At 62.6% G+C, this 21,073-nt stretch carries 15 protein-coding genes and 3 pseudogenes; 11 read left to right on the forward strand and 7 right to left on the reverse strand.

Going from position 1 to position 21,073, the window contains the following annotated elements; all coding sequences use genetic code 11:
- Positions 1 to 130: 130 nt before the first annotated feature.
- The 6 genes and pseudogenes from C0Z16_RS35595 to C0Z16_RS35625 all read right to left on the reverse strand — a co-directional run.
- Positions 131 to 1,309: pseudogene (locus tag C0Z16_RS35595) on the reverse strand (aldehyde dehydrogenase (NADP(+))); the annotation flags it as partial.
- Between the two features lie 91 nt (positions 1,310 to 1,400).
- Positions 1,401 to 2,588 carry a fumarylacetoacetate hydrolase family protein gene (locus tag C0Z16_RS35600; RefSeq protein ID WP_102636658.1) on the reverse strand — a complete coding sequence of 396 codons (1,188 nt, stop codon included), beginning with the start codon at positions 2,586 to 2,588 and terminating at the stop codon, positions 1,401 to 1,403.
- A gap of 79 nt (positions 2,589 to 2,667) precedes the next feature.
- Positions 2,668 to 4,239, reverse strand: coding sequence for a UxaA family hydrolase (locus C0Z16_RS35605; RefSeq protein ID WP_102636659.1), 1,572 nt, complete (start codon positions 4,237 to 4,239; stop codon positions 2,668 to 2,670).
- 97 nt (positions 4,240 to 4,336) lie between these two features.
- Complete coding sequence (locus tag C0Z16_RS35610; RefSeq protein ID WP_102636660.1) at positions 4,337 to 5,032, reverse strand: hypothetical protein; 696 nt, start codon at positions 5,030 to 5,032, stop codon at positions 4,337 to 4,339.
- Positions 5,033 to 5,060: 28 nt separating this feature from the next.
- The gene (locus C0Z16_RS35615) at positions 5,061 to 5,954 is read right to left on the reverse strand and encodes a fumarylacetoacetate hydrolase family protein (protein WP_102636672.1); all 894 of its coding nucleotides are present in this window, start codon (positions 5,952 to 5,954) and stop codon (positions 5,061 to 5,063) included.
- Positions 5,955 to 6,775: 821 nt separating this feature from the next.
- A complete protein-coding gene (locus C0Z16_RS35625) occupies positions 6,776 to 7,588 on the reverse strand; it encodes an IclR family transcriptional regulator (RefSeq protein ID WP_102636661.1) in 813 nt (270 codons plus the stop codon).
- An 85-nt stretch (positions 7,589 to 7,673) separates the two neighbouring features.
- Between C0Z16_RS35625 and C0Z16_RS35630 the strand changes: the two are divergent.
- The 3 genes and pseudogenes from C0Z16_RS35630 (at position 7,674) to C0Z16_RS35640 (ending at position 10,673) form a co-directional block, all read left to right on the forward strand.
- Positions 7,674 to 9,137, forward strand: a pseudogene (locus tag C0Z16_RS35630) (MFS transporter).
- Positions 9,138 to 9,148: 11 nt separating this feature from the next.
- The gene (locus C0Z16_RS35635; RefSeq protein ID WP_279635101.1) at positions 9,149 to 9,622 is read left to right on the forward strand and encodes an SDR family oxidoreductase; all 474 of its coding nucleotides are present in this window, start codon (positions 9,149 to 9,151) and stop codon (positions 9,620 to 9,622) included.
- Between the two features lie 34 nt (positions 9,623 to 9,656).
- A complete protein-coding gene (locus C0Z16_RS35640) occupies positions 9,657 to 10,673 on the forward strand; it encodes a Gfo/Idh/MocA family protein (RefSeq protein WP_158244575.1) in 1,017 nt (338 codons plus the stop codon).
- A gap of 105 nt (positions 10,674 to 10,778) precedes the next feature.
- On the opposite strand, the gene C0Z16_RS35645 is transcribed toward C0Z16_RS35640, so the two are convergent.
- Positions 10,779 to 11,153, reverse strand: coding sequence for a sensory rhodopsin transducer (locus C0Z16_RS35645; RefSeq protein WP_102636664.1), 375 nt, complete (start codon positions 11,151 to 11,153; stop codon positions 10,779 to 10,781).
- A 743-nt stretch (positions 11,154 to 11,896) separates the two neighbouring features.
- Between C0Z16_RS35645 and C0Z16_RS35650 the strand changes: the two genes are divergently transcribed.
- The 8 genes and pseudogenes from C0Z16_RS35650 to C0Z16_RS39195 all read left to right on the forward strand — a co-directional run.
- On the forward strand, positions 11,897 to 13,693 hold the full coding sequence (locus C0Z16_RS35650) for a thiamine pyrophosphate-requiring protein (protein WP_102636665.1): 1,797 nt from the start codon (positions 11,897 to 11,899) through the stop codon (positions 13,691 to 13,693).
- 11 nt (positions 13,694 to 13,704) lie between these two features.
- On the forward strand, positions 13,705 to 14,811 hold the full coding sequence (locus tag C0Z16_RS35655; RefSeq protein ID WP_102636666.1) for an enolase C-terminal domain-like protein: 1,107 nt from the start codon (positions 13,705 to 13,707) through the stop codon (positions 14,809 to 14,811).
- Positions 14,812 to 14,833: 22 nt separating this feature from the next.
- Positions 14,834 to 15,751 (forward strand): hypothetical protein, encoded by a 918-nt coding sequence (locus C0Z16_RS35660; protein WP_102636667.1) that lies wholly within the window; start codon positions 14,834 to 14,836, stop codon positions 15,749 to 15,751.
- Entirely contained in the window at positions 15,748 to 16,395 is a 648-nt protein-coding gene (locus tag C0Z16_RS35665; RefSeq protein ID WP_102636668.1) for a gluconate 2-dehydrogenase subunit 3 family protein, read from the forward strand. Before C0Z16_RS35660 ends, C0Z16_RS35665 begins: the two co-directional genes overlap by 4 nt.
- A complete protein-coding gene (locus C0Z16_RS35670; RefSeq protein ID WP_102636669.1) occupies positions 16,385 to 18,040 on the forward strand; it encodes a GMC family oxidoreductase in 1,656 nt (551 codons plus the stop codon). The genes C0Z16_RS35665 and C0Z16_RS35670 overlap by 11 nt, the downstream gene beginning before the upstream one ends.
- An 18-nt stretch (positions 18,041 to 18,058) precedes the next feature.
- Entirely contained in the window at positions 18,059 to 19,060 is a 1,002-nt protein-coding gene (locus C0Z16_RS35675) for an SDR family oxidoreductase (RefSeq protein WP_102636670.1), read from the forward strand.
- On the forward strand, positions 19,057 to 20,838 hold the full coding sequence (locus C0Z16_RS35680; RefSeq protein WP_102636671.1) for a glycoside hydrolase family 15 protein: 1,782 nt from the start codon (positions 19,057 to 19,059) through the stop codon (positions 20,836 to 20,838). Before C0Z16_RS35675 ends, C0Z16_RS35680 begins: the two co-directional genes overlap by 4 nt.
- A 121-nt stretch (positions 20,839 to 20,959) precedes the next feature.
- Positions 20,960 to 21,073, forward strand: a pseudogene (locus C0Z16_RS39195) (IS630-like element ISCARN39 family transposase); the annotation flags it as partial.

Below are 21,073 nucleotides of genomic sequence, written 5' to 3' on the forward strand. Positions count from 1 at the left end.
CCAACGAGTGAGAAAATGGACGCGATTAGTGTTTGCACGAATGAAGGTGGCGCGCTGTACTAGCTGTGAAGTGACGCAACTGATTGCGGCGTACTTCCTTTACCCTTGACTCCGGCCGGCTAATGGGTGTCTCTTCATGCAGTTCTGCGTGGCGAATGAAGGCGTCAGCCGTGGTGGTGAACAATGCTGCCTGCGCCTCGTGTGCACTTTTCGACTCCGCGCCGCGCGCTGCCATCTTGACTGCATCGTGCGCTGCCGTTCTGGCAACGGCCGTTTCGTAAGCCTTCCGGATGTCGGGCGTCAGCATGGTGGCCGCCGGCGCATCAGCCAGTCCGGCGGCAGCGGCTTCGATGAACCGGTCCAGATCGGGCGAGTCCACCGCGAGAATCAGACCCGGATTGGTACAGAACTGGCCAGCACCGAGCGTGAGCGACGCGGCGAAGGTCCGACCGATTGCCTCGGCGCGATTTGCCAGCGCGGCGGGGAACAGCAAAACCGGATTGACACTGCTCATCTCGGCGTAGACCGGAATCGGCTCCGGGCGCTGGGCTGCGAGTTTCGTGAGCGCTGTTCCGCCACTGCGCGAGCCGGTGAAGCCGACTGCCTTGATCCGGTGATCGCCGACAAGACGCTGCGCAATGTCCCGCCCACTGTCAAAGAGAAGTGAGAATGTACCCTCAGGCATGCCGCAATCTCGAACCGCCTTCTGCACCGCGAGCGCGGCAAGTTCGGACGTTCCCGGGTGCGCCGGATGCGCCTTGACGATCACCGGGCAGCCTGCCGCCAGCGCCGACGCCGTATCTCCGCCGGCCACCGAAAACGCCAGTGGGAAATTGCTCGCACCGAAAACCGCCACGGGTCCAAGTGGTACAAAGCGCAGGCGCAGATCCACGCGAGCAAGCGGCTTCCTGTCCCGATCGGCAGGGTCGATGCGAACACCGAGAAAGTCTCCTTGACGCACCACAGCGGCAAACATCCGCAACTGGCCTACCGTGCGGCCGCGCTCGCCCTCGAGTCGCGCACGCGGCAGGCCGCTTTCCGCAACGCAGCGCTCGATCAGGCAATCCCCCAAATCCAGGATGTTCTGCGCAATCGCCTCGAGAAACTCCGCTCTGGCCGTGAGCGAACTCTCCCGGTAGGTGTCGAATGCCGACCAGGCAAGCGCGCAGGCGCATTCGAGGTCGGCAGGGGCAGCACCGCCGAACGGCGGCTCGAGCACCTCCCCGGTTGCCGCACCGATCGCACGGATAGAACCGTTCGTGCCCAGAACAGTTCTGTCACCTATCAACATCTTTCCTTCAATTCGCATAACTAAATTCTCAAACAAGGCTGTATATTTAGCGGCAAGCGTGTCCGCTGACAGTCATGAGGTATCAGCGGACACGCGGGCAATGAAGCGGCTACGACTTCGCTTGCCCGCTATGCCGGCGAAGAATGTCAGCGAGCAACGCACCCACTCCAAACTCCCACGGCGCAATGCGATGCGAATAGTTGACCGTGTTGACGAGCGCACCGAATCGCGGACTCGATATTCTCACCGTGTCGCCAATCTGATGCGTGAATCCTTGCCCAGGCACGCTACGATCTGCGGTCGGGGCAAACAATGTTCCAAGGTAAAGCATCATTCCGTCGGGGTATTGATGGTGAGCGCCCATCGCTTGCGCAACGAGTTCTGACGGGTCCCGGCTGATGCGTTTCATGGAACTCGCCCCTGTCAGAACATAGCCATCTGTTCCTTCGACACGCAGCGAAAGCTCCGCGGCCCGAACATCATCCAGACCGAATGTACTGTCGAAGAGGCGAATGAACGGGCCAATGGAGGCCGACGCGTTGTTATCCTTCGCCTTGCCGAGCAGCAGGGCACTGCGTCCTTCGAAGTCTCGAAGATTGACGTCGTTCCCAAGCGCGGCGCCGACAACTTCCGCCCGGCTGGTCACGGCCAGCACGATCTCCGGCTCCGGATTGTTCCACTGCGAATTTTCATGAATTCCGATTTCGCTGCCGGTGCCGACGGCGGACATGGGCTGCGCTTTCGTGAAAATCTCCGCATCCGGACCAATGCCGACTTCCAGATACTGAGACCACATTCCTTCGTGAATAAGTACGTGGCGCACCGCCTCGGCTTCCGCAGACCCCGGGCGAACGCTTGCGAGCCGATCGCCCAGCACGGACATGACACGCGCGCGCACTTCGTCGGCCCGGCTCGCGTCGCCTCCCGAGCGCTCCTCGATTACCCGCTCCAGAAGGCTTTCGACGAACGTCACGCCGCTCGCCTTGACCGCCTGCAGATCACATGGCGCGACAAACCAGGGGGTGGACGGATCGCGTCGATCGAAGGCGGAATTGGCAAGAACCTGGTCCAGTGTCGCAAGTCTCGGCAGGTTCGCGGCAGCCTCCTTCAGCCGGAGGCCGATTCCTGGCTGCTCGAGCAGCGTGCTGGTCGTCAGTGCGAACGACGACACATCCACCAGTTCGCCACCGATAACAGCAACAGGACGCGGCGCGGCGATATCAGGGCACCACGCGCGCCCCACGAGCACAGCCTGCTCCAGATCGTCAGGCAGCGCGGATCGGTCATTCAATGGCATCTATCGTTCTCCCACGTGGTATGGGTTATTGCCGAGCATCCGTGCGGTGCATGCTCTACTTATGCCGGACACCGGCGGCTCACATAATTGCGCTGATTTGCCAAGGGACGAATTCGTTTTGTCCGTAACCGTGCTGCTCGCTGCGGGAACGTTTCCCCGAGGCCACGTCGAGCAGCAGTTCGAACAGGACTGCGCCAAGTTGCTCGATCGTTGTGCTGCCTTCCAGCACTTCTCCGCAGTTCAGGTCCATATCGTCGGACTGACGTTGCCACAGTGCGGTGTTTGTCGCGAGCTTTACCGACGGCGAGGGCGCGCAGCCGTAAGCCGAACCGCGTCCCGTCGTGAAGCAGATCAGGTTCGCACCGCCGGCAACCTGGCCGGTAGCCGACACGGGGTCGTAGCCAGGCGTGTCCATGAACACCAGACCGCGCGCCTTAACCGGCTGAGCGTATTCGTACACCTCGACAAGGTTCGTCGAGCCTGCCTTTGCGATGCCGCCCAACGACTTCTCGAGGACGGTCGTCAAACCGCCGGCCTTATTGCCCGCCGACGGATTGTTGTTGATCTGCGCCCCTTGCCGCTGCGCGTATGCTTCCCACCACCTGATGCGATCGACCAGCTTCTGTCCCACTTCGGCCGTTACCGCGCGGCGGGTCAGCAGGTGCTCCGCGCCATAAATCTCTGGCGTCTCCGAGAGAATCGCAGTACCGCCGTGCCGCACGAGCAAATCGACGGCTGCGCCCAGCACGGGATTGGCCGTGATGCCCGAATATCCGTCCGACCCGCCGCATTGAAGGCCGATGGTGAGATGACTTGCCGAAACCGTTTCCCGCTTAACGTCATTCGCGCCGGGCAACATCTGCCGGACCTGTTCGATACCCTTTGCAATTGTCAGGGTCGTGCCACCGGTGTCCTGGATCGTGAAGGTTCGCAAGCGGTCGTGTTCTCTGAGCCCCTGGGTTTCGAGCAGCCGCGAAATCTGATTCGTTTCACAGCCCAGGCCGATAACCAGCACGCTCGCGAAGTTGGGATGGCACGCATAGCCGCCAAGCGTGCGCTGCAGGATCGCGAGACCGTCGCCTTCGGAATCGATGGCGCAACCCGAACCATGGGTGAGCGCGACGACGCCATCGACGTTCGGAAACGCGGCCAGCGCTTCCGGATGAATGTCGCGGCGGAAATGATCGGAAATGGCTCGCGCGACCGTCGCCGAGCAATTCACCGAGGTAAGGATGCCGATGTAATTGCGCGTTGCCACACGACCGTCTTCACGCACAATCCCGCGAAATGTCGCGGACTCAGCTGACGGGACAGTGGCATGTACGCCCTGACTGAATGCGTAGTCACGGGCGAATTCGCCCATCGCGAGATTATGAGTATGAACGTGCTGCCCCGCGCGGATCGGCTGACTCGCAAAACCGATGATCTGGCCATAACGGTGCACCGCTTCACCTTCGCCGATGTCGCGTGTCGCCACTTTGTGACCGGGCGGGATCAATCCCGAGACCGTCACCGCTTCCCCATCCAGCACGGTGCCGGACATGAGCTGATCAAGGGCGATGACGACATCGTCAGCGGAATTGAGTCGAATGACGCGAACCGGTCTGACCGCGGTCGATGCGACGGACGTGCTCGCAACAGGGGACGACATGGGACTACTCCTTCGTTTCTCAATGCGTGAGAACAGTTTCAGGGCCGGCCGCGCCGCGTCGCGTGACGCCGCCGTGCAGCCGTGTTCAAGCGACGTTTCAGCCAGCGCTCCACGGCGTCTTGCAGCGCGTGTACTCGAGTTGATAGAGCGTGGAGTCCGGCGCAACCGCAGCGGCCCCGGGCAAAGCAGTGAGCCCGGCAATGAAAGCGTCCACTGCGGTGCGGACATAGTCCGCGCGGCATCCTTCGATCATCACGATCCATGTCGGCACCTGGGTGCCTTCCGAACGCGCCTTCTTCTCAGCCGTTTCGACCTTGCTGACGGCCTCATCGGCCAGACACAGGTGCACGCCCGTGATGCCGGGCCGGTCGGCGAGCGGCGGCAAGACCTGTTGACGCAATCCCTTCACGACATCGGCCCGCGCCGCTGAAGGCACGTCGAAGCGCACCGTCATGAGATTGGCGCCCTGCCCCACGCCGTCCGAATACGCCACATGGCAGATCGAGCGGGCCACGCCGCGAAACGACGGGACGACCTGCTTCGTCCACGGCGTCGGCGAATTCAGCCGAAGCAGGTAGTCCTGCGCGCCGAGCACCTCCACGGTGTCGGCTTCATACAGATTGAAGTATTCGGGGCCCGCGTCCAGCGCAATGTAGCGCCGGCCGCGCCTGAACCCCGGAATCCCGGCGCGTTCCGGCATGTGCTCGCGGTTATGCCACTCGTAGAATTCATCCTTCGCTTCCGGCAGCAGGTCATGCCAGATTGCGACGACGCCAGTTCCAGCAAGGCTCATATCTCCTCCTCCTACAGATCGGATTGTTTTATCGTGCCAACGGATATTCGCCGCGGCCCCATGCCGCGCCAAGCGAATCGGCGTACGGCACCACCTTCTGGCTCTGCTCGCCGAGTCCGCTGCCGCCGAGGGTCATGGTGTCGCCCGCTTTCAGAAAGACGGGAGGCTTCTGACCGAGACCGACGCCGGGAGGCGTCCCGGTAATGATGACGTCGCCAGCCATCAGTGGCATGAAGCGGCTGAGATACGCCACGATATGCGCGACGTTAAAGATCATCGTGCGTGTGTTGCCCGTCTGACGACGTGTGCCGTTGACGTCGAGCCACAGGTCGAGCACCTGCGGGTCGGGCACTTCATCACGCGTTACGAGCCACGGGCCGAGCGGCGCAAAAGAGAAGCCGCTTTTGCCCTTGGTCCACTGGCCTTCGCGTTCGAGCTGATACGCGCGTTCGGAAACGTCATTGGCAAGGCAGTAACCCGCCACATGATCGAGCGCGCTGGCTTCATGGATCTGCCAGGCGGGTTTCCCAATTACCACGCCAAGTTCGACCTCCCAATCCAGCTTTTGCGCGTCTGCCGGCAAGATGACCGGATCGTTCGGACCACTGATCGAACCCGTATGCTTGTTGAACACGACTGGTTCCCGCGGGATCGGCGTATCGGTTTCAGCGGCATGGTCGGTGTAGTTCAGACCAATGCACACGAGGTTACGGACATTGCCGATACAGGCGCCAAGGCGCGTGCCCGCTTCCACGACGGGCAGACGATTCAGATCGAGTTCGCTCAGCTTCGCAAGGGCCGCAGGCGAAACCGTTGTTCCGTCGATGTCGTCGACGACGCCGGTCAGATCGCGGATCGCGCCGCTTGAATCGATGACACCGGGATGCTCCTGACCAGGCTGGCCGAAACGGACGAGACGCATGTGAACACTCCTATCAAGACAAAAAAGTATCGGCAACGTGCCGAGATCACCGAAGCCGATATGCAACTCACTGCCGATCGGCAACTCGAGCACGCCCGCGTAAGAGCCCGTGATCACCGCCTGGCCGGCATGCAATCCAAGGCCGCGGACGCGGAGAAAATTGACGAGCCACACGATCGGCGCGAGCACGCTGCGATCGGGATGGCGGCCAGCAAAACTGACCGTGTCGTGTCCGGCGCGAGTCAGACTGACGGTGAATTCGACCGGGAGATCGGCCGGCGTCGCGCCATCGCGCAATTGAACGCGCGGCCCAATGACAAGACCGGCGTTGAACAGACCGTCTGCCAGCAATTCGGGAAACGTCAGCGATTCTGGATGCGCATAGCGACTGCCCAGCAGTTCGAGCGCGAGGTGAACATTCCCCAGAGCGTCGAGCACCTCGGCTTCGCCATACGCTTCACGCCGCGGCGGCAGATCGCGAGCCAGCAAACAGGCGAGTTCAGGCTCTGCCCTTACCGAGGACTGCCCAGGCACGGCGGGAATGCGGCATTGGGCGCCTCGATGGATGACAGCGTCATAGATTGGTGCGGCGATGATTTTGCCCGCCGGCGGCAGCGCGCATTTCCACGCGCCAGCCTGCTGGCCGATCTGATCGCCGACCTGTTGCTGGATCGCGAAACCCTCGTCCAGATTCACGGGCCTCAGTTCGACGGCAAGGCGCTCCGCGAGCGCGCCTTGCCGGCGCGCCGCGACGAGGATACGTGCTGCGTGTTCATCGAACGCGGTGAGTCGCTCGAGAGCCTGAGCTGCGCCCGGCGCGTTCATGCCGCCTCGCTCGCATGGGCAGCGACGCTCTGGCGCGGCCAGACGGCACCCAGCTTCGCGGACGCTTCCTGCAGTAGCGCGTAAAAGGCGTCGTAACGCTCCGGCTGAACCCGCATCACAGGTCCCGCAATACTCATTGTGCCGACCACCGCACCGTCAGTCAGCGTACGCACCGGCACAGCCAGAGCCACGACGCCCGGCTCGGCCTCTTCAACGACAAGCCCGTAACCACGCTGTCTGGTCCGCTCCAGTTCCGGAATCAACTGCTCGACGCTGGTGATTGCCTTCGGCGCACAGGCGCCACTGGCGGACGCTTTGCCGAGTCCACCGCGCAACGCGCATTCAATCGCCTCGTCGTTGGACATGGTCGACAGCCATACCTTGCCGTTTGCCGTGGCATGCAAGACGATGGGCTTGTCCATTGACGGCGAATACATCAGGCCGGGCGCCGCGCCCTGGGACGACGCCAGCCACGCGAGTGCTCCTTCGTTGACGACCGTCAACCGGACCAGCTCCCGACACTGGGCTGCGACTCCGTCGAGAATCGGCTGCACCAGACCCGGCAGACCGAGCCCATGCAGGTACCGCTGGCCCAGCAAGGACAGCTTCAATGTCAGACGGTATTGGGACGTCTGTTCGTCCTGTTCCGCCCAACCCTGCTCGCAGAGTTGCGCGAGCACCCGGTGGGCGGGCCCTTTTTCGAGCTCGAGTTCGGCGGCAATGTCTGACATACGCATCCATCGCGCTTCTCTTGCGAGCAACTCGATCGCCTGTAGCGACCGATCAACTGCACCCTTGACAACTCTCATAATTGACGTAACATGATTCTTAATGGAACGGTGTTACAACAATAGACAAACACCGACAGAAAGTCAATCAAAACGGAGACGAGTCATGAAACAGAACACCCCGCTTGAGCCCCGCGGCAAGCGCCAGTCGAAGAAAGCCGCGGCTAGCGGCTGGATCGGTTCGGCGCTGGAGTAATACGACTTCTTCATCTACGCGACCGCAGCGTCGTTGCTGTTCCCGCAGCTCTTCTTCCCGTCGAACAACCCGACGGTCGGCATCATTGCATCGCTGGCGACCTACGGTGTCGGCTATATCGCCCGGCCCGTGGGCGCCGTCGTCCTCGGACACTGGGGCGACCGCCACGGCCGCAAGACGGTGCTGACCCTGTGCATGTTCCTCATGGGCTTCTCGACAATGGCCGTCGGGGTGCTGCCGACGTATCAGCAGGTCGGGATCTGGGCTCCGGTGCTGCTCGTGATTCTGCGCCTCGTCCAGGGCTTCGCGGTGGCCGGGGAGATCTCCGGCGCCAGTTCGATGATCCTCGAACACGCACCGTTCGGCCGGCGCGGCTACTTCGCGAGCTTCACGCTCCAGGGGGTGCAGGCCGGACAGCTCCTCGCGGCAGCGATCTTCCTGCCTCTCGCGCATTTCATGCCCAAGGACCAGTTCACCTCCTGGGGCTGGCGAATTCCGTTCCTGCTCAGCATCGTCGTTGTCGTCATGGGTTACATCATTCGCCGCAAAGTCGACGAGACCCCGGCCTTCACCGAGGAGCGCGCACACGGCGAAGTTCCCGTCTCACCGGTCGTCGAAGTGCTCCGGCAGAGCTGGAGCGATATCCTGCGCGTGCTCTGCATGGCGCTTACTGCCGTGATCGCCGTTGTCGCCTCCGTCTTCGGCGCTGCGTACGCGGTCCAGCCGGCGTACGGCATCGGCTTTCCTCCCGGCGTGTATCTATGGATTCCTGTTCTCGGCAACATCTGCGCGGTGATTCTGATCCCCTACGTGGGCAACCTCTCGGACAAGATCGGTCGCAGGCCGCCAGTCCTTGTCAGCACGCTCAGCGCCGGACTGCTCTCGTTCGTTTATCTGTACGCCATCAGCATCCATAACCTGTGGCTGGCAATGATTCTCTCGGTGCTGATGTGGGGCGTCGCCTATCAGGGCTTCAACGGCGTGTTCCCGAGCCTCTTCCCGGAACTGTTCCGCACGCGGGTGCGCGTGTCCGGAATGGCCATTGGGCAGAACGTCGGGACGATGCTGACCGCGTTTCTCCCCGCGCTCTTCGTCGCGGTTGCGCCCCCCGGCTCCACCAATATCCCGCTGAAGATCGGGGCCCTTACTTTCGGCATCTGCGTCGTGGCCGCGATCGCCGCTTTCACTACGCGGGAGACGTATCGCATCCATCTCAACGATCTCGGCGACCCCAACGCGGTTCCCGTCCCGAAAGGCGACTACGATCGCCTGCGCGCCGAGACGATGGTCGGGGCAATGGAAGCAGCCGACTCGCAGGACTTCGCAAACCATCTGCGCTCCGAGGTTCTCGCGAGCCACCAACATCGGGGATGATCATGACGTAAATTGGCGACTTCGTCAGTTTTCCCGAGATGAGCCCGGAGAAATGGGATCGGATGATCAACATCCATCTCAAGGGCTGGTTCCTCTGTTGCCAGGCCGTTCTCACGTCGGTGAAGGCGCAAAAGTACGGAAAGATCGTCAACGTCAGTTCAGTGGCCGGCAAGCGCGGCGACTTCGGTGGCAACGCACATTACACCGCTGCCAAGGCTGGAATCATCGGCCTGACAAAATCGCTCGCACGCTACGCGGCACGCTTTGGCATCAACGTCAATGCAATCGCGCCAGGCCTCGTCGCGACGGAACTCACTGATGAGATGAGCCCCGAGATGAAGGCGACAACCATCTCTAACATTCCCGCGGGCCGCCTCGGGCGTCCCGAGGAGATTGCACGGGCCGCCGCGTTCCTCGCCCCAGATGATGCAAGCTATATCTTCGGTGAGACGCTCAGTGTGAATGGCGGCTCCTACATGGATTGATGGCCCCGATGATCGCATTGCTGTGGAGCCCCTTATGAGAATCGCTGTTTTCGACGTCAGCCACTGGCACTTTCCCCTCTATCTCCCTGCGTTGCGAGATTCTGGTGTCCAGGTTGTGGGTATTTCAGATACTGCCTCGTTTGCTGGATCAACAGTCGCGGACCAGCTCAAGTGCAAGCTGTACGGCTCCAATGAAGATCTCCTCAACGAGGATTTCGACTTTGCCCTGGTATTGAGCCGCCACTCGGAGATGGCAGAACTGGCGGAGCGGCTGATTACCCGCGGCATTCCGTTTCTCATTGAGAAGCCTTGCGGACTTAATCTCCAGGAGGTCCGCCAGCTTCGGCAACTCTCTGAGAAGCACAGCGTGTACGTCAGTGTTCCGTTCATCATGCGCGTGAGCGATCTGGCTACCCGTCTTTCGGCCGGGAATGGATTTACGCCGGAGGGATTCCAGCATCTTGCGTTCAGGTTCATCGTTGGCCCGGTAGCTCGATATGAGCGCGGCGGGTGCAGCTGGATGCTGGATAAACGGCATGCAGGTGGAGGGTCCACGTTAAATGTGGGTGTTCATTTCATTGACCTGATTTCGTCCCTTACAAACAGCCCTATCACCCAGGTCTCGGCGCAGATGCAAACGTATCGGCCCGATGTGACCGTCGAGGAGCAAGCGGTGTTCACATGCCGGAACGCTGCGGGCCAAATCGGCGTAGTTGAAACGGGTTATCTCTATCCGTCAACAGCGGAGGATCAGCGAGACTTCGCGTTTTCCATCTCGCATACCGCCTCCTACGCCCGGGGTTATGCCGACCAGCTTTACATCAAAGCGCGGAACCAACAGCCGGGGGGCGCCACGACCGTCGAATACAATACGGACGCGTTTTATTCGGTGTTCTTAAGGCGCAGCTGGGCGGATCTCGCGACCGGTTGTCTGCCCGTTGCAGGTTTGCGGGAGGCCGAGCATGCGATCGCTGTCGTCGAGGCGGGATACCGTTCCGCAGCCAACGGCGGCGCACCGGAACCGGTCGACAATGTCTTCGCGCCCGTCTGAGGACTGGAGGGAGTGACGCGTACCTTGTGCTTACACAGTACAGGGATAGTGCTTTGCAGACAGTGTCCGGGAAACGCAGAGTGTTTGTCAGGCGCGCCCCAGACTTCAATCACTCGCAAAGGCGATTGTGGACAGTAGTGCCAATTCGGCCTGCCGCGAATCAAGGCGCGTGTGCTGCACGACTACGGGCACATCCGATTCAAATATGCTGGCGTACTCCGTGCCGGTCGGAATACGCTCCGGTTCGCTCAGGTCGTTAAAGCGCATATGCAGCGTCCGCCTTGCAGGTACCGTGAGTTGGTACGGGCCCGCCGGATCGCGATCTTTGAACAGTATCGTCAACTCGATATGCGCGTCCTGATCACCGGCGTTTAAAATGCACGCCGCCTCGTGGCTCGTCAGGTCGGGACCATGGCCAGTGCTGTACTGTGGCAAATAGCCCTCCGCGATCGCCCATCGCGTTTTTCCGATCGCCTGCATGACCCCTCCCCTTAGCGAACTCCCTGGCGCACCCTCCACGACTCGCGCGAAAATATCGTGCAACGCACATGCCCGACGGTCGCCGCCCGATTGCGGCAGTCATAGTCGCGCAGACTCCCAGTGCCCCATGTCGTGACCGGTTCTTTGGGTGAAATTGCCCCCTCTTCCGGATGCTGAATGCAAGGGCCTTCACGAGACGCGTCGGGACGCGCGTCTCATCGTCTTTATCCTGTCACGGGTGCGGAGCTCCGGCTCACTGCGAGGCCGCCGCCCAAGGCGCCCTGTGATCAACGGTTCGGTAATCGCGCTTCCATGGAGTAACGGTTATTCCCGTTACCGCATGTCTGCCTGACGAGCTCCTTTCACGTCGCCCCAGGTTGAACGCAAATACAGCCCTGTTACGGCGCGATATTTTTTCAAAACGCTTGAAAATTTTCCCTGGCTTGCCGCTTCAGAATGGAGTTGTGTCGTCCACTAACGTGTCACCGTCTGAGCACTTAATTTACGAGCCTCCGAAGAAGTCACACCTGCCGTCGGCATCGTCCGGCTCCGACGTTGTTTGCTGCTTCAGGTGCGCCGCACAGCGTAGCGCTTCGTCCAATGAATCCTTGCAAAAATGGGGCGTTTATCAGAGGCCCCTCGGCCACCGCCCAGCGTCCTGGACGGCATGACGATTGCGTCACGTCATGCCATAACGGCTCGCACAAAGTGCGACTCCCGTCGCGGCACCGGAGGAGCAAACCATGTCCACTACCGTCGGCGACTTCCTGGTCGACCGGCTCCATGCCTGGGGCGTGCGCCGTATCTACGGGTATCCGGGCGATGGCATCAACGGCATTCTCGGTGCGTTGAATCGCGCGAAAGGCAAGATCGAATTCATTCAGACACGGCATGAAGAAATGGCCGCGTTCATGGCGTCCGCACATGCCAAGTTTACCGGCGAGCTCGGGGTGTGTCTGGCGACATCGGGACCGGGCGCCGCGCACCTGTTGACCGGCCTCTACGACGCGCGTCTGGACCATATGCCCGTGCTTGCCATTGCCGGTCAGCAGGCCCGTGCATCGCTTGGGGGTCATTATCAGCAGGAAGTCGATCTGCCCGCGATGTTCAAGGATGTCGCCGGCGCTTTCGTCCAACAGGCGAGCGTGCCTGCCCAAGTTCGTCATCTCGTCGACCGTGCTATTCGTACTGCGCTCGGTGAGCGCAAAGTCGCGGCGCTGGTGCTACCCAATGATTTGCAGGAACTGAAGTACGAGCCGCCGCCACGCAAGCACGGCACGTTGCATTCGGGCATTGGATATCACGCGCCGAAGGTGGTCCCCTATGCCGATGATCTTCAACGGGCCGCTGATGTGCTCAACGCGGGCAGGAAGGTGGCAATCCTTGTCGGCGCGGGCGCGCTTCAGGCAACGGATGAAGTCATCGCGGTCGCGGAAAAACTCGGTGCGGGCGTCGCGAAGGCGCTGCTCGGCAAGGCCGCGATGCCCGACGATCTGCCTTACGTCACCGGCTCGATCGGGCTACTCGGGACGGAGCCGAGCTACAAGCTGATGACTGAATGCGACACGCTGCTGATGATCGGTTCAGGCTTTCCATATTCGGAATTCCTGCCCAAGGAAGGCGCGGCGCGCGGCGTGCAGATCGACATCAAAGCGGACATGCTTTCTATCCGCTTTCCGATGGAGGTCAACCTGGTCGGCGATAGCGCCGAAACCTTGCGCGCGCTTTTGCCTTTGCTCGAACCGAAGACGGATCGCGCATGGCGCAAGGACATCGAAGGCTGGATGAGCGGCTGGTGGCAGAAGCTGGAAAAGCGCGCGCTGGAGCCTGGAACGACCGGCATGAATCCGCAACGCACGGTATGGGAGCTGTCGCCGCGCGTGCCGACCAACGCTATTGTCACGAGTGATTCCGGGTCCTGCGCGAACTGGTATGCGCGCGATCTCAAGGTCAAGCGGGGCATGATGTGCTCGCTGTCCGGCGGACTTGCTTCAATGGGCGCAGCCGTTCCTTATGCGATCGCCGCGAAGTTTGCGCATCCCGATCGGCCCGTTATCGCGCTGGTCGGCGATGGGGCGATGCAGATGAACAACATGGCCGAGCTCATCACGGTATCGAAGTACTGGAAGCAATGGTACGACCCACGCTGGATCTGCATGGTGCTCCATAACGACGATCTGAATCAGGTCACGTGGGAGCAGCGCGTGATGAACGGCGATCCCAAGTTCGAAGCGTCGCAAGATCTTCCGTCCGTGCCGTATCACCGGTTCGCGGAGCTAATCGGCTTGCGGGGCTTTTATGTCGAGGATGCAGAGCGCATGGCTGCCGTATGGGACGAAGCGCTCGCGTCGGACCGCCCTGTGGTGATCGAAGTAAAGACGGATCCAAACGTACCGCCGCTGCCGCCGCATATCACGCTGCAACAGGCCAAAGCCTTCGCAACGGCGCTGTTCGAAGGCGACCCCAACGAAGGCAACGTCATCATCGATACCGCCAGGCAGGTGCTGGGCGCGGTGTTGCCGGGCCATAAGGACAATTGAGCGAGCTCGCCATGCATCTGACGAAACGCGACGCGCCAGTGGAGACGATACGAGCCCGCGCCTATACCATTCCCACCGATCGCCCCGAAGCGGACGGCACGTTTGCCTGGCGCGCGACCACGCTCGTCGTCGCGGAAGTGAGCGCAGCGGGCAAGACTGGCATTGGCTACACGTATAACGATGCGGGCACGGCAAGCTTCATTGAAGCGACGCTTGCACCTGCGCTCGTCGGCGAGGACGCATGGAACGTCGGCGAGCTTTGGATGCGCATGCAACAGCGCGTACGCAACATCGGCCGCTCGGGGTTCGCCGCCACCGCCATCTCGGCTCTGGACTGCGCACTGTGGGACGTGAAAGCACGGCTGCTCGACATGCCGCTCGTGCGTCTGTTGGGCGCGGTGCGCAGCCGTGTGCCGCTGTACGGCAGCGGCGGCTTCACCACCTACACTGACGACGAAATCCGCAATCAGCTTGCCGGCTGGGTGCACGAAGACGGATGTCGCTGGGTCAAGATGAAAATCGGCACCGAGCCATCGCGCGATCCGCACCGAGTGGCCGTCGCGCGCGATGCGATCGGCGATGAAGCCGGCCTCTTCGTCGACGCGAATGGCGCCATGGATCGCAAGCAGGCGCTCTTCTACGCACAACGGTTCGCGCAATACGGCGTCGAGTGGTTCGAAGAACCGGTGTCATCGGACGATATCGCCGGGTTGGCCTTCCTGCGCAAGGCTCTTCCCGCGCAAATGGAGCTGGCCGCAGGCGAATACGGTTACACGCAGGACGACTTCCGCGTGTTGCTGAGCCAGGAAGCCGTCGACGTGCTCCAGGCAGACGTCACCCGCTGCGGCGGCATCACCGGCTTTCTGCGCGTGGCGGCTCTGTGCGACGCCTTTCATGTGCCGCTATCGGCGCACTGCGCGCCCGCGCAGCACCTGCACGTGGCTTGCGCCGCGCCTCGCTTGCGGCATCAGGAATGGTTCCATGATCACGTCCGCATCGAGTCGATGCTGTTTGACGGCGCGCCTCATGCCGAAGACGGCGCGATCTCGCCGGACTGGTCGAGACCCGGCTGCGGACTCGATTTCAGGCATGCGGACGCACACCGGTATGCGGTCTAACACGCCGATAATCGACTGAAAGATGACGAAGCAAACCAGAACAATCGACATCGCCATTGGCTGCGGGCTCGCCGTGGCGGGAATTGCGATCATGCGTGCGGGTGGACGCAAGGCGCAGCGCTCGCCGGTGCACACCCACATCGACACGGCGCGCATGTTCAATGGGAGCTCGGCGCTGCTCGCTCTTTCCGTGCTCACCGACAGCGCGACGGAACACTATCGAGGCTCGTTCGACAATCCCGCGATGTACACGCCGCTCGTCGTCTCGACGCTGGCGCTTTTCGCGGGACTGCATGGCGGTTCGGACCGCCAGCCGGCGCGTCATCCGGTTCGCAATTCCATATATGCTGGCGCGGCCCTCGCGGGCATCGCCGGCACGGGATTTCACCTGTACAACATCACGAAGCGCCCAGGCGGATGGAGCTGGCACAACCTCTTCTATGCCGCCCCGATCGGCGCGCCGATGGCACTGCTGCTTTCGGGCACGCTCGGCGCGGTCGCCGAGCGATTACGCGATGAACCCGCCCACGAGCCGTGCCTTTTTGGCATGCCGGCAGGCCAGGCGCTTGCGCTCGTCACGAGCGCGGGAATTGCCGGCACCCTCGGCGAAGTCGCATTGCTGCATTTTCGCGGTTCCTTCCAGAACCCGGCCATGTATGCGCCGATCGTCGTTGCGCCGATCGCCTCGGCGCTGCTCGTGGATGCCGCGCTCGCCCACCCGCGTGAACACTGGTTCACGCGGCTATGGCTGCGCGTGACGACGGCGCTAGGCTTTATCGGCGTCGGCTTTCATGCGCGCGGTGTCGCACGCGCCCAGGGCGGCTGGCGGAACTGGAGTCAGAACCTGTTCAACGGGCCGCCTTTGCCCGCACCGCCAAGCTTCTCCGCGCTCGCGCTCGCTGGGCTCGCCGCGCTCCGACTACGGGAGACAGAGAAATGACTGCCCTGCCGCGTTATCCCGGCTACGACGTGACGATGAAGCGCGACACGCCCTCCTGGGACGATGTCACCCGCAACGTCATCGATGAACGGCTTGCGACGCCGCAAAATCCGCATTTTTTCGATGCCGTCGAATGGCGGGCGCTAGTTGCGCTATGCGCGTGCATCGTGCCACAGGATCGGCAGCGGCCCGCGGTGCCCGTGGCCGCGCTCGTCGACGCGCGGCTCGAAAAAAACACCGGCGATGGCTATCGCGACGCGCGCCTGCCGCCGATGCGCGAAGCCTGGCGCATCGGCCTACACGCTATCGATGCCGAGAGCCGGGCGCGCCACGAGCTGCCGTTTGCAAGCATCGAGGACCCTGCGCGCCACGCCCTTCTGGTCGACATGCAACAAGGCAAGCTCACCAGCATGGAATGGCGCGGCATGCCGCCCGCCGTCTTCTTCGCCGAGCGCGTACTGCACGATATCTGCGGCATGTATTACGCGCATCCGCACGCGTGGAGCGAAATCGGTTTCGGCGGACCCGCCAATCCGCGTGGCTACGTACGCATGTATTTCAACCGGCGCGATCCGTGGGAAGCCGCTGAAGCGAAGCCCGGCCAGGAGGACGAGGCGCGCAAGGAAAATCGTCATGTCCGCTGATTCGCCTCACGACGCGCAGCACGCTCCGCGCGGCAAGAACGGACGCGCGCCCGACGTGTTCCATCCCGGGGCGTGGGTGCCGATGCGCGAATATCCGACGCACGAAGCTGTGGATTTCGCGATCGTCGGCACCGGTGCGGGCGGCGGCACGCTCGCCTGCCGTCTCGCGCAGAAAGGCTTCAAAGTCGTGGCTTTCGATGCCGGCGCGTGGTGGCGTCCGCTCGAAGAATTCGCTTCGGACGAGACGCATCAGGGCAAGCTCTTCTGGACCGACGATCGCATCTGCGACGGCGAGAATCCGCTCAAGCTCGGCAACAACAATAGCGGCAAGGCAGTCGGCGGCAGCACCGTCCACTTCGCGATGGTCTCGCTGCGCTTTCGGCCCGAATGGTTCAAGTCTCTCTCGATGCTCGGCTACGGCGCGGACTGGCCGCTCGATTGGCGCGAGATGTGGCGTTACTACGGGGAAGTCGAAGAGGCGCTGAAGATCTCCGGGCCCGTCAATTATCCATGGGGGCCGAAGCGGCCACGCTATCCGTATCGCGCGCATGAAATGAACGCTGCTGCGCTCGTGCTTGCGCGCGGCTGCGAAGCGCTCGGCATCGCCTGGTCTCCTACGCCGCTTGCAACCGTCTCCGCGCCACGCGGCGAGGCGCATCCGTGCGTCTACCGCGGCTTCTGCGTGTCCGGCTGCGCGACCAACGCGAAGCAAAGCGCGCTCGTCACGTGGATACCGCGCGCCGTGGCCGCGGGCGCGGAAATTCGCGACCTCGCGATGGTCGGCCGCATCGCAGTGGGCGACGATGGCCGCGCAAGTGGCGTCGAATATTTCCGCGAAGGGCGATGGCAGTTTCAGCGCGCGCGCAATGTCGTGGTCGCGGGGTATGCGATCGAAACGCCGCGTCTATTGCTCATGTCTGCGACAGACCGCTTTCCAGACGGCCTCGCCAATAGCTCGGGGCTCGTCGGCAAGAATCTGATGGTGCAAACCAATCAGGCCGCGTGGGGAACGATGGAAGAAGAAATCCGCTGGTACAAGGGGCCCCCCTCGCTCGCGCTGACCGAGCACTGGAACTACGAGGACAAAGGCAAGGAATTCTTCGGCGGCTATTGCTACATGAGTCAGGGTCCGTTGCCGGTGGCGTGGGCGTCGACGCAAAATGGACGAGGGCTATGGGGCCAGTCGTTACTCGACGAGATGCAGAAGTACAACCACCAGGCCGGCCTGAAGATCGTCGGGGAAACGATGCCGCAGGAGCGCAACCGCGTGACGCTCGCAGACGAAAAGGATCAATACGGGCTGCCCGTTGCACGCGTGACGTATTCGCTATGCGATAACGACAAGCGCCTGGTCGCGCATTCGCTCGACTTCATGAGCCTCGCGCTCGAAGCGGCCGGCGCGCGCGACGTCTGGCGCGAAACCGACGACACCTGCCATTTGAATGGCACCGCCCGCATGGGCGACGATCCGCGGACAAGCGTCGTCAATGCGGACTGCCGGAGCTGGGACATCGACAATTTATGGATCTGCGACGGCTCTGTTTTTCCGACGGTGGGCGGCGTGAATCCGTCGCTGACGATACAGGCGATCGCGTTGCGTACCGCCGACAGGATCGAGGCGCTTTCCTCGCGTGGAGATTTGTGATGAAAAAGGATCTGGACGATGCATAAAGTCGCCGTCATAACCGGTGCGGGCGCCGGTGTCGGCCGCGCGGCCGTCGACGAATTCGCGCGCCACGGGTATGCCGTCGCCCTGCTGTCACGCGACGCCAGGCGGCTCGAGCGCGCGGCTGCGGAGGTAAGGGCCGCCTACAGCGTCGATACGCTCGCCATTCCAACCGACGTCGCGGACGCGCACGCTGTCGATGCCGCGGCATCGTGCGTCGAAGAGAGGCTCGGGCCGATCGATGTCTGGGTCAATGTCGCAATGGCCACCGCGTTCGCGCCGGTGTCGTCTCTCACGGCGGAGGATGTGGAGCGAGGCACGCGCGTCACCTATCTCGGACAGGTCCACGGCATGATGGCCGCGCTTGCGCGGATGCGCGAGCGCAATCGCGGGACGATCGTGAATGTCGGCTCGGCACTGGCTTATCGCTCGGTGCCGCTGCAATCTGTCTATTGCGGCGCGAAGTTTGCCATTCGCGGCTTCACCGACTCGCTGCGCTCCGAGATCATCCACGACGGCCTGAAGGTTCACCTGACCATGGTCGAGCTTCCCGCCATCAACACGCCGCAATTCGACTGGGCGATGAACAAGATGGGCAAACGCGCGCGGCCTGTCGCGCCGGTTTTTCAGCCGGAAGTCGCCGCGCGCGCGATATTCTTCGCGGCCACGCATCGCCGTCGGGAGGTGTGGCTCGGGTTTTCGACCGTGAAAGCGATTCTTGCGAATCGAATCGCACCCGCGCTGATCGACCGCTATCTGGCGCGCGCCGGCTACACGGGCCAACTCACGGACGAACCGGTCGAAGGCAACGCCGCAGGGAATCTGTTCGACCCGGTGCCGGGCGACTATGGCGCGCACGGCCGGTTCGATGAAGAAGCGCGAGAACACAGCTGGGAAATGTTCACCGACCGTCACCGGACGCTTTTTTGGGGACTGGCGGGCGTCGGCGCGGTCGGCTTGCTTCGCCTCGTCATCAAACGACGGGGCTGGCGCATATGAGCCGCCCGATCGAGGACTATGCGCTGCTCGGGGACGGCGAAACGGCCGCTCTGGTTAGCCGCGGCGGCTCTATAGACTGGCTGTGCTGGCCGCGTTTCGATGGCAGCGCGTGCTTCGCCGCACTGCTCGGCACGCGGGGAAACGGCTACTGGTCGATCGCACCGACGGGGGCGGTCGTGCGCCACGCGCGCCGCTATCAGCCCGACACGCTCGTGATGGAAACCGATTTCGACGTGCGGGACGGCGAGGTGCGCCTGATCGATTTCATGCCTATTGGCAACGGTCCCAGTTCGCTGGTGCGCATCGTCGAGGGATTGCGCGGCGTAGTGAAGATGCGCTCGCAGATCCGGCTGCGTTTCGACTATGGCGCGCTGTCGCCGTGGATCACTTGCGTCGACGATACGGTGCAGGCTCGCGTCGGCGCGGACCTCGTCGTGCTGCGCGCGGACGTCGATCTGCAGCCTGACGACGAATCGATCGAGGCCTCATTCGAGGTCGCGGCGGGCGCGCGCGTCGCCTTTGTCATGAGCCACGGACTCGCGCACGAATCGGCGCCGCAGCCGCCCGATCCCGAAACCGCCCTCGTCGCCACGCAGCGTTATTGGCGCGAGTGGATCGGCGGTTTCGACGACAGCAGAACCGCGTGGCCGGCTGCCGTCAGACGTTCGCTGCTTACGCTCAAGGCACTGACCTACCGCAGAACCGGTGCAATCGTCGCCTCGCCGACTACGTCGTTGCCCGAAGCGCCCGCCGGCGAACTGAACTGGGACTATCGCTATTGCTGGCTGCGCGACACGAGTTTTGCGCTGGTGGCTCTGCTCAATGCGGGGTTTCAAAAGGAAGCGCGCGCCTGGCGCGACTGGCTTTTGCGGACCATCGCCGGCTCGCCCGAGGGCATTCGCGTGATGTATCGCGTGGATGGCGACCGTCATCTGCCGGAGCGATCCGTCGACTGGTTGCGGGGCTATCGATACGCGCGGCCGGTGCGCGTCGGCAATGCGGCAGCCGCGCAGCATCAGGTCGATGTGCTCGGCGAGATCATCGACTGTCTCGACGTCGCCCGGCGCGGCGGCCTGTCTTCAACGAACCATGACGACGTCATCGAAAAGCGCATCGTCGACTATGTCGCGCAGGTCTGGAATACACCGGGCTCGGGCATCTGGGAATCGCGCTCGGCGCCGCGACACTACACCTATTCCCGCGTGATGGCGTGGGTCGCCATTGACCGCTTTATCGCGCATCGTGCCACCAATGCGCACCCAGGGGAACCTGAGCCCCACGAGCGTTGGCGAGCGCTGCGTCAAACTATCCACGACGAAATTTGTCGTGAAGCGTGGAACGAGGGCCTCGGCACGTTCACGCAATCTTACGGCGACGAGGAGCTCGACGGGAGCCTGCTGCTGATGCCGCTGGTCGGCTTCTTACCCGCTGACGATCCGCGCATGGCGTCGACGATCGCCACGATTCGCCGCGAACTATCCGACGACGGCCTGATCCGCCGGCGCAAGAAGTCACCGAATGGGCCGAACGAAGGTGTCTTTCTCGCCTGCTCGTGCTGGATGGCCGATTGCCTGCACATGCAGGGCCGCGACGCCGAAGCGCGAGAACAGTTCGAACGGGTGCTTGCAATCGCGAACGATCTCGGCCTGCTTGCCGAGCAGTACAACACCGAGCATCGACAACTGGCGGGCAACTTCCCGCAGGCTTTGACGCATCTTTCGGTGATCAACACGGCATTGGGTTTATGCGGCCCGACGCTGCAGCGCGGCGGCGGTTGATATGGCGGACCGCTAATCAGCGGCTTCAATCAGCAGCTATTATTGATATTTCCGTAAATCATGACAACCGTTGAGCGTCTCAAGCGTTATGTCTCCAGGGCGATCTCGGAGACAAGTTGGCATGGCGCAAAGGCGATTGAGCGAAGCAGCAAAGAAGCGATTGAAGGCGGGTCGGCTGCTGCTGGCGGGCAAGGGCTGCGCCGAGGTGGCGTTGGCTGTGGGCGTGGCTCGGCAG

The sequence above is a fragment of the Paraburkholderia rhynchosiae genome (assembly GCF_002879865.1).
GTDB lineage: Bacteria > Pseudomonadota > Gammaproteobacteria > Burkholderiales > Burkholderiaceae > Paraburkholderia > Paraburkholderia rhynchosiae.

What these genes read in the sequence shown, in the direction of transcription:
- C0Z16_RS35600 (WP_102636658.1), bottom strand. Translation starts at nt 2,588, where the DNA reads ATGCCATTGAATGACCGATCCGCGCTGCCTGACGATCTGGAGCAGGCT.
- C0Z16_RS35605 (WP_102636659.1), bottom strand. Translation starts at nt 4,239, where the DNA reads ATGTCGTCCCCTGTTGCGAGCACGTCCGTCGCATCGACCGCGGTCAGA.
- C0Z16_RS35610 (WP_102636660.1), bottom strand. Translation starts at nt 5,032, where the DNA reads ATGAGCCTTGCTGGAACTGGCGTCGTCGCAATCTGGCATGACCTGCTG.
- C0Z16_RS35615 (WP_102636672.1), bottom strand. Translation starts at nt 5,954, where the DNA reads ATGCGTCTCGTCCGTTTCGGCCAGCCTGGTCAGGAGCATCCCGGTGTC.
- C0Z16_RS35625 (WP_102636661.1), bottom strand. Translation starts at nt 7,588, where the DNA reads ATGAGAGTTGTCAAGGGTGCAGTTGATCGGTCGCTACAGGCGATCGAG.
- C0Z16_RS35640 (WP_158244575.1), top strand. Translation starts at nt 9,657, where the DNA reads ATGAGAATCGCTGTTTTCGACGTCAGCCACTGGCACTTTCCCCTCTAT.
- C0Z16_RS35645 (WP_102636664.1), bottom strand. Translation starts at nt 11,153, where the DNA reads ATGCAGGCGATCGGAAAAACGCGATGGGCGATCGCGGAGGGCTATTTG.
- C0Z16_RS35650 (WP_102636665.1), top strand. Translation starts at nt 11,897, where the DNA reads ATGTCCACTACCGTCGGCGACTTCCTGGTCGACCGGCTCCATGCCTGG.
- C0Z16_RS35655 (WP_102636666.1), top strand. Translation starts at nt 13,705, where the DNA reads ATGCATCTGACGAAACGCGACGCGCCAGTGGAGACGATACGAGCCCGC.
- C0Z16_RS35660 (WP_102636667.1), top strand. Translation starts at nt 14,834, where the DNA reads ATGACGAAGCAAACCAGAACAATCGACATCGCCATTGGCTGCGGGCTC.
- C0Z16_RS35665 (WP_102636668.1), top strand. Translation starts at nt 15,748, where the DNA reads ATGACTGCCCTGCCGCGTTATCCCGGCTACGACGTGACGATGAAGCGC.
- C0Z16_RS35670 (WP_102636669.1), top strand. Translation starts at nt 16,385, where the DNA reads ATGTCCGCTGATTCGCCTCACGACGCGCAGCACGCTCCGCGCGGCAAG.
- C0Z16_RS35675 (WP_102636670.1), top strand. Translation starts at nt 18,059, where the DNA reads ATGCATAAAGTCGCCGTCATAACCGGTGCGGGCGCCGGTGTCGGCCGC.
- C0Z16_RS35680 (WP_102636671.1), top strand. Translation starts at nt 19,057, where the DNA reads ATGAGCCGCCCGATCGAGGACTATGCGCTGCTCGGGGACGGCGAAACG.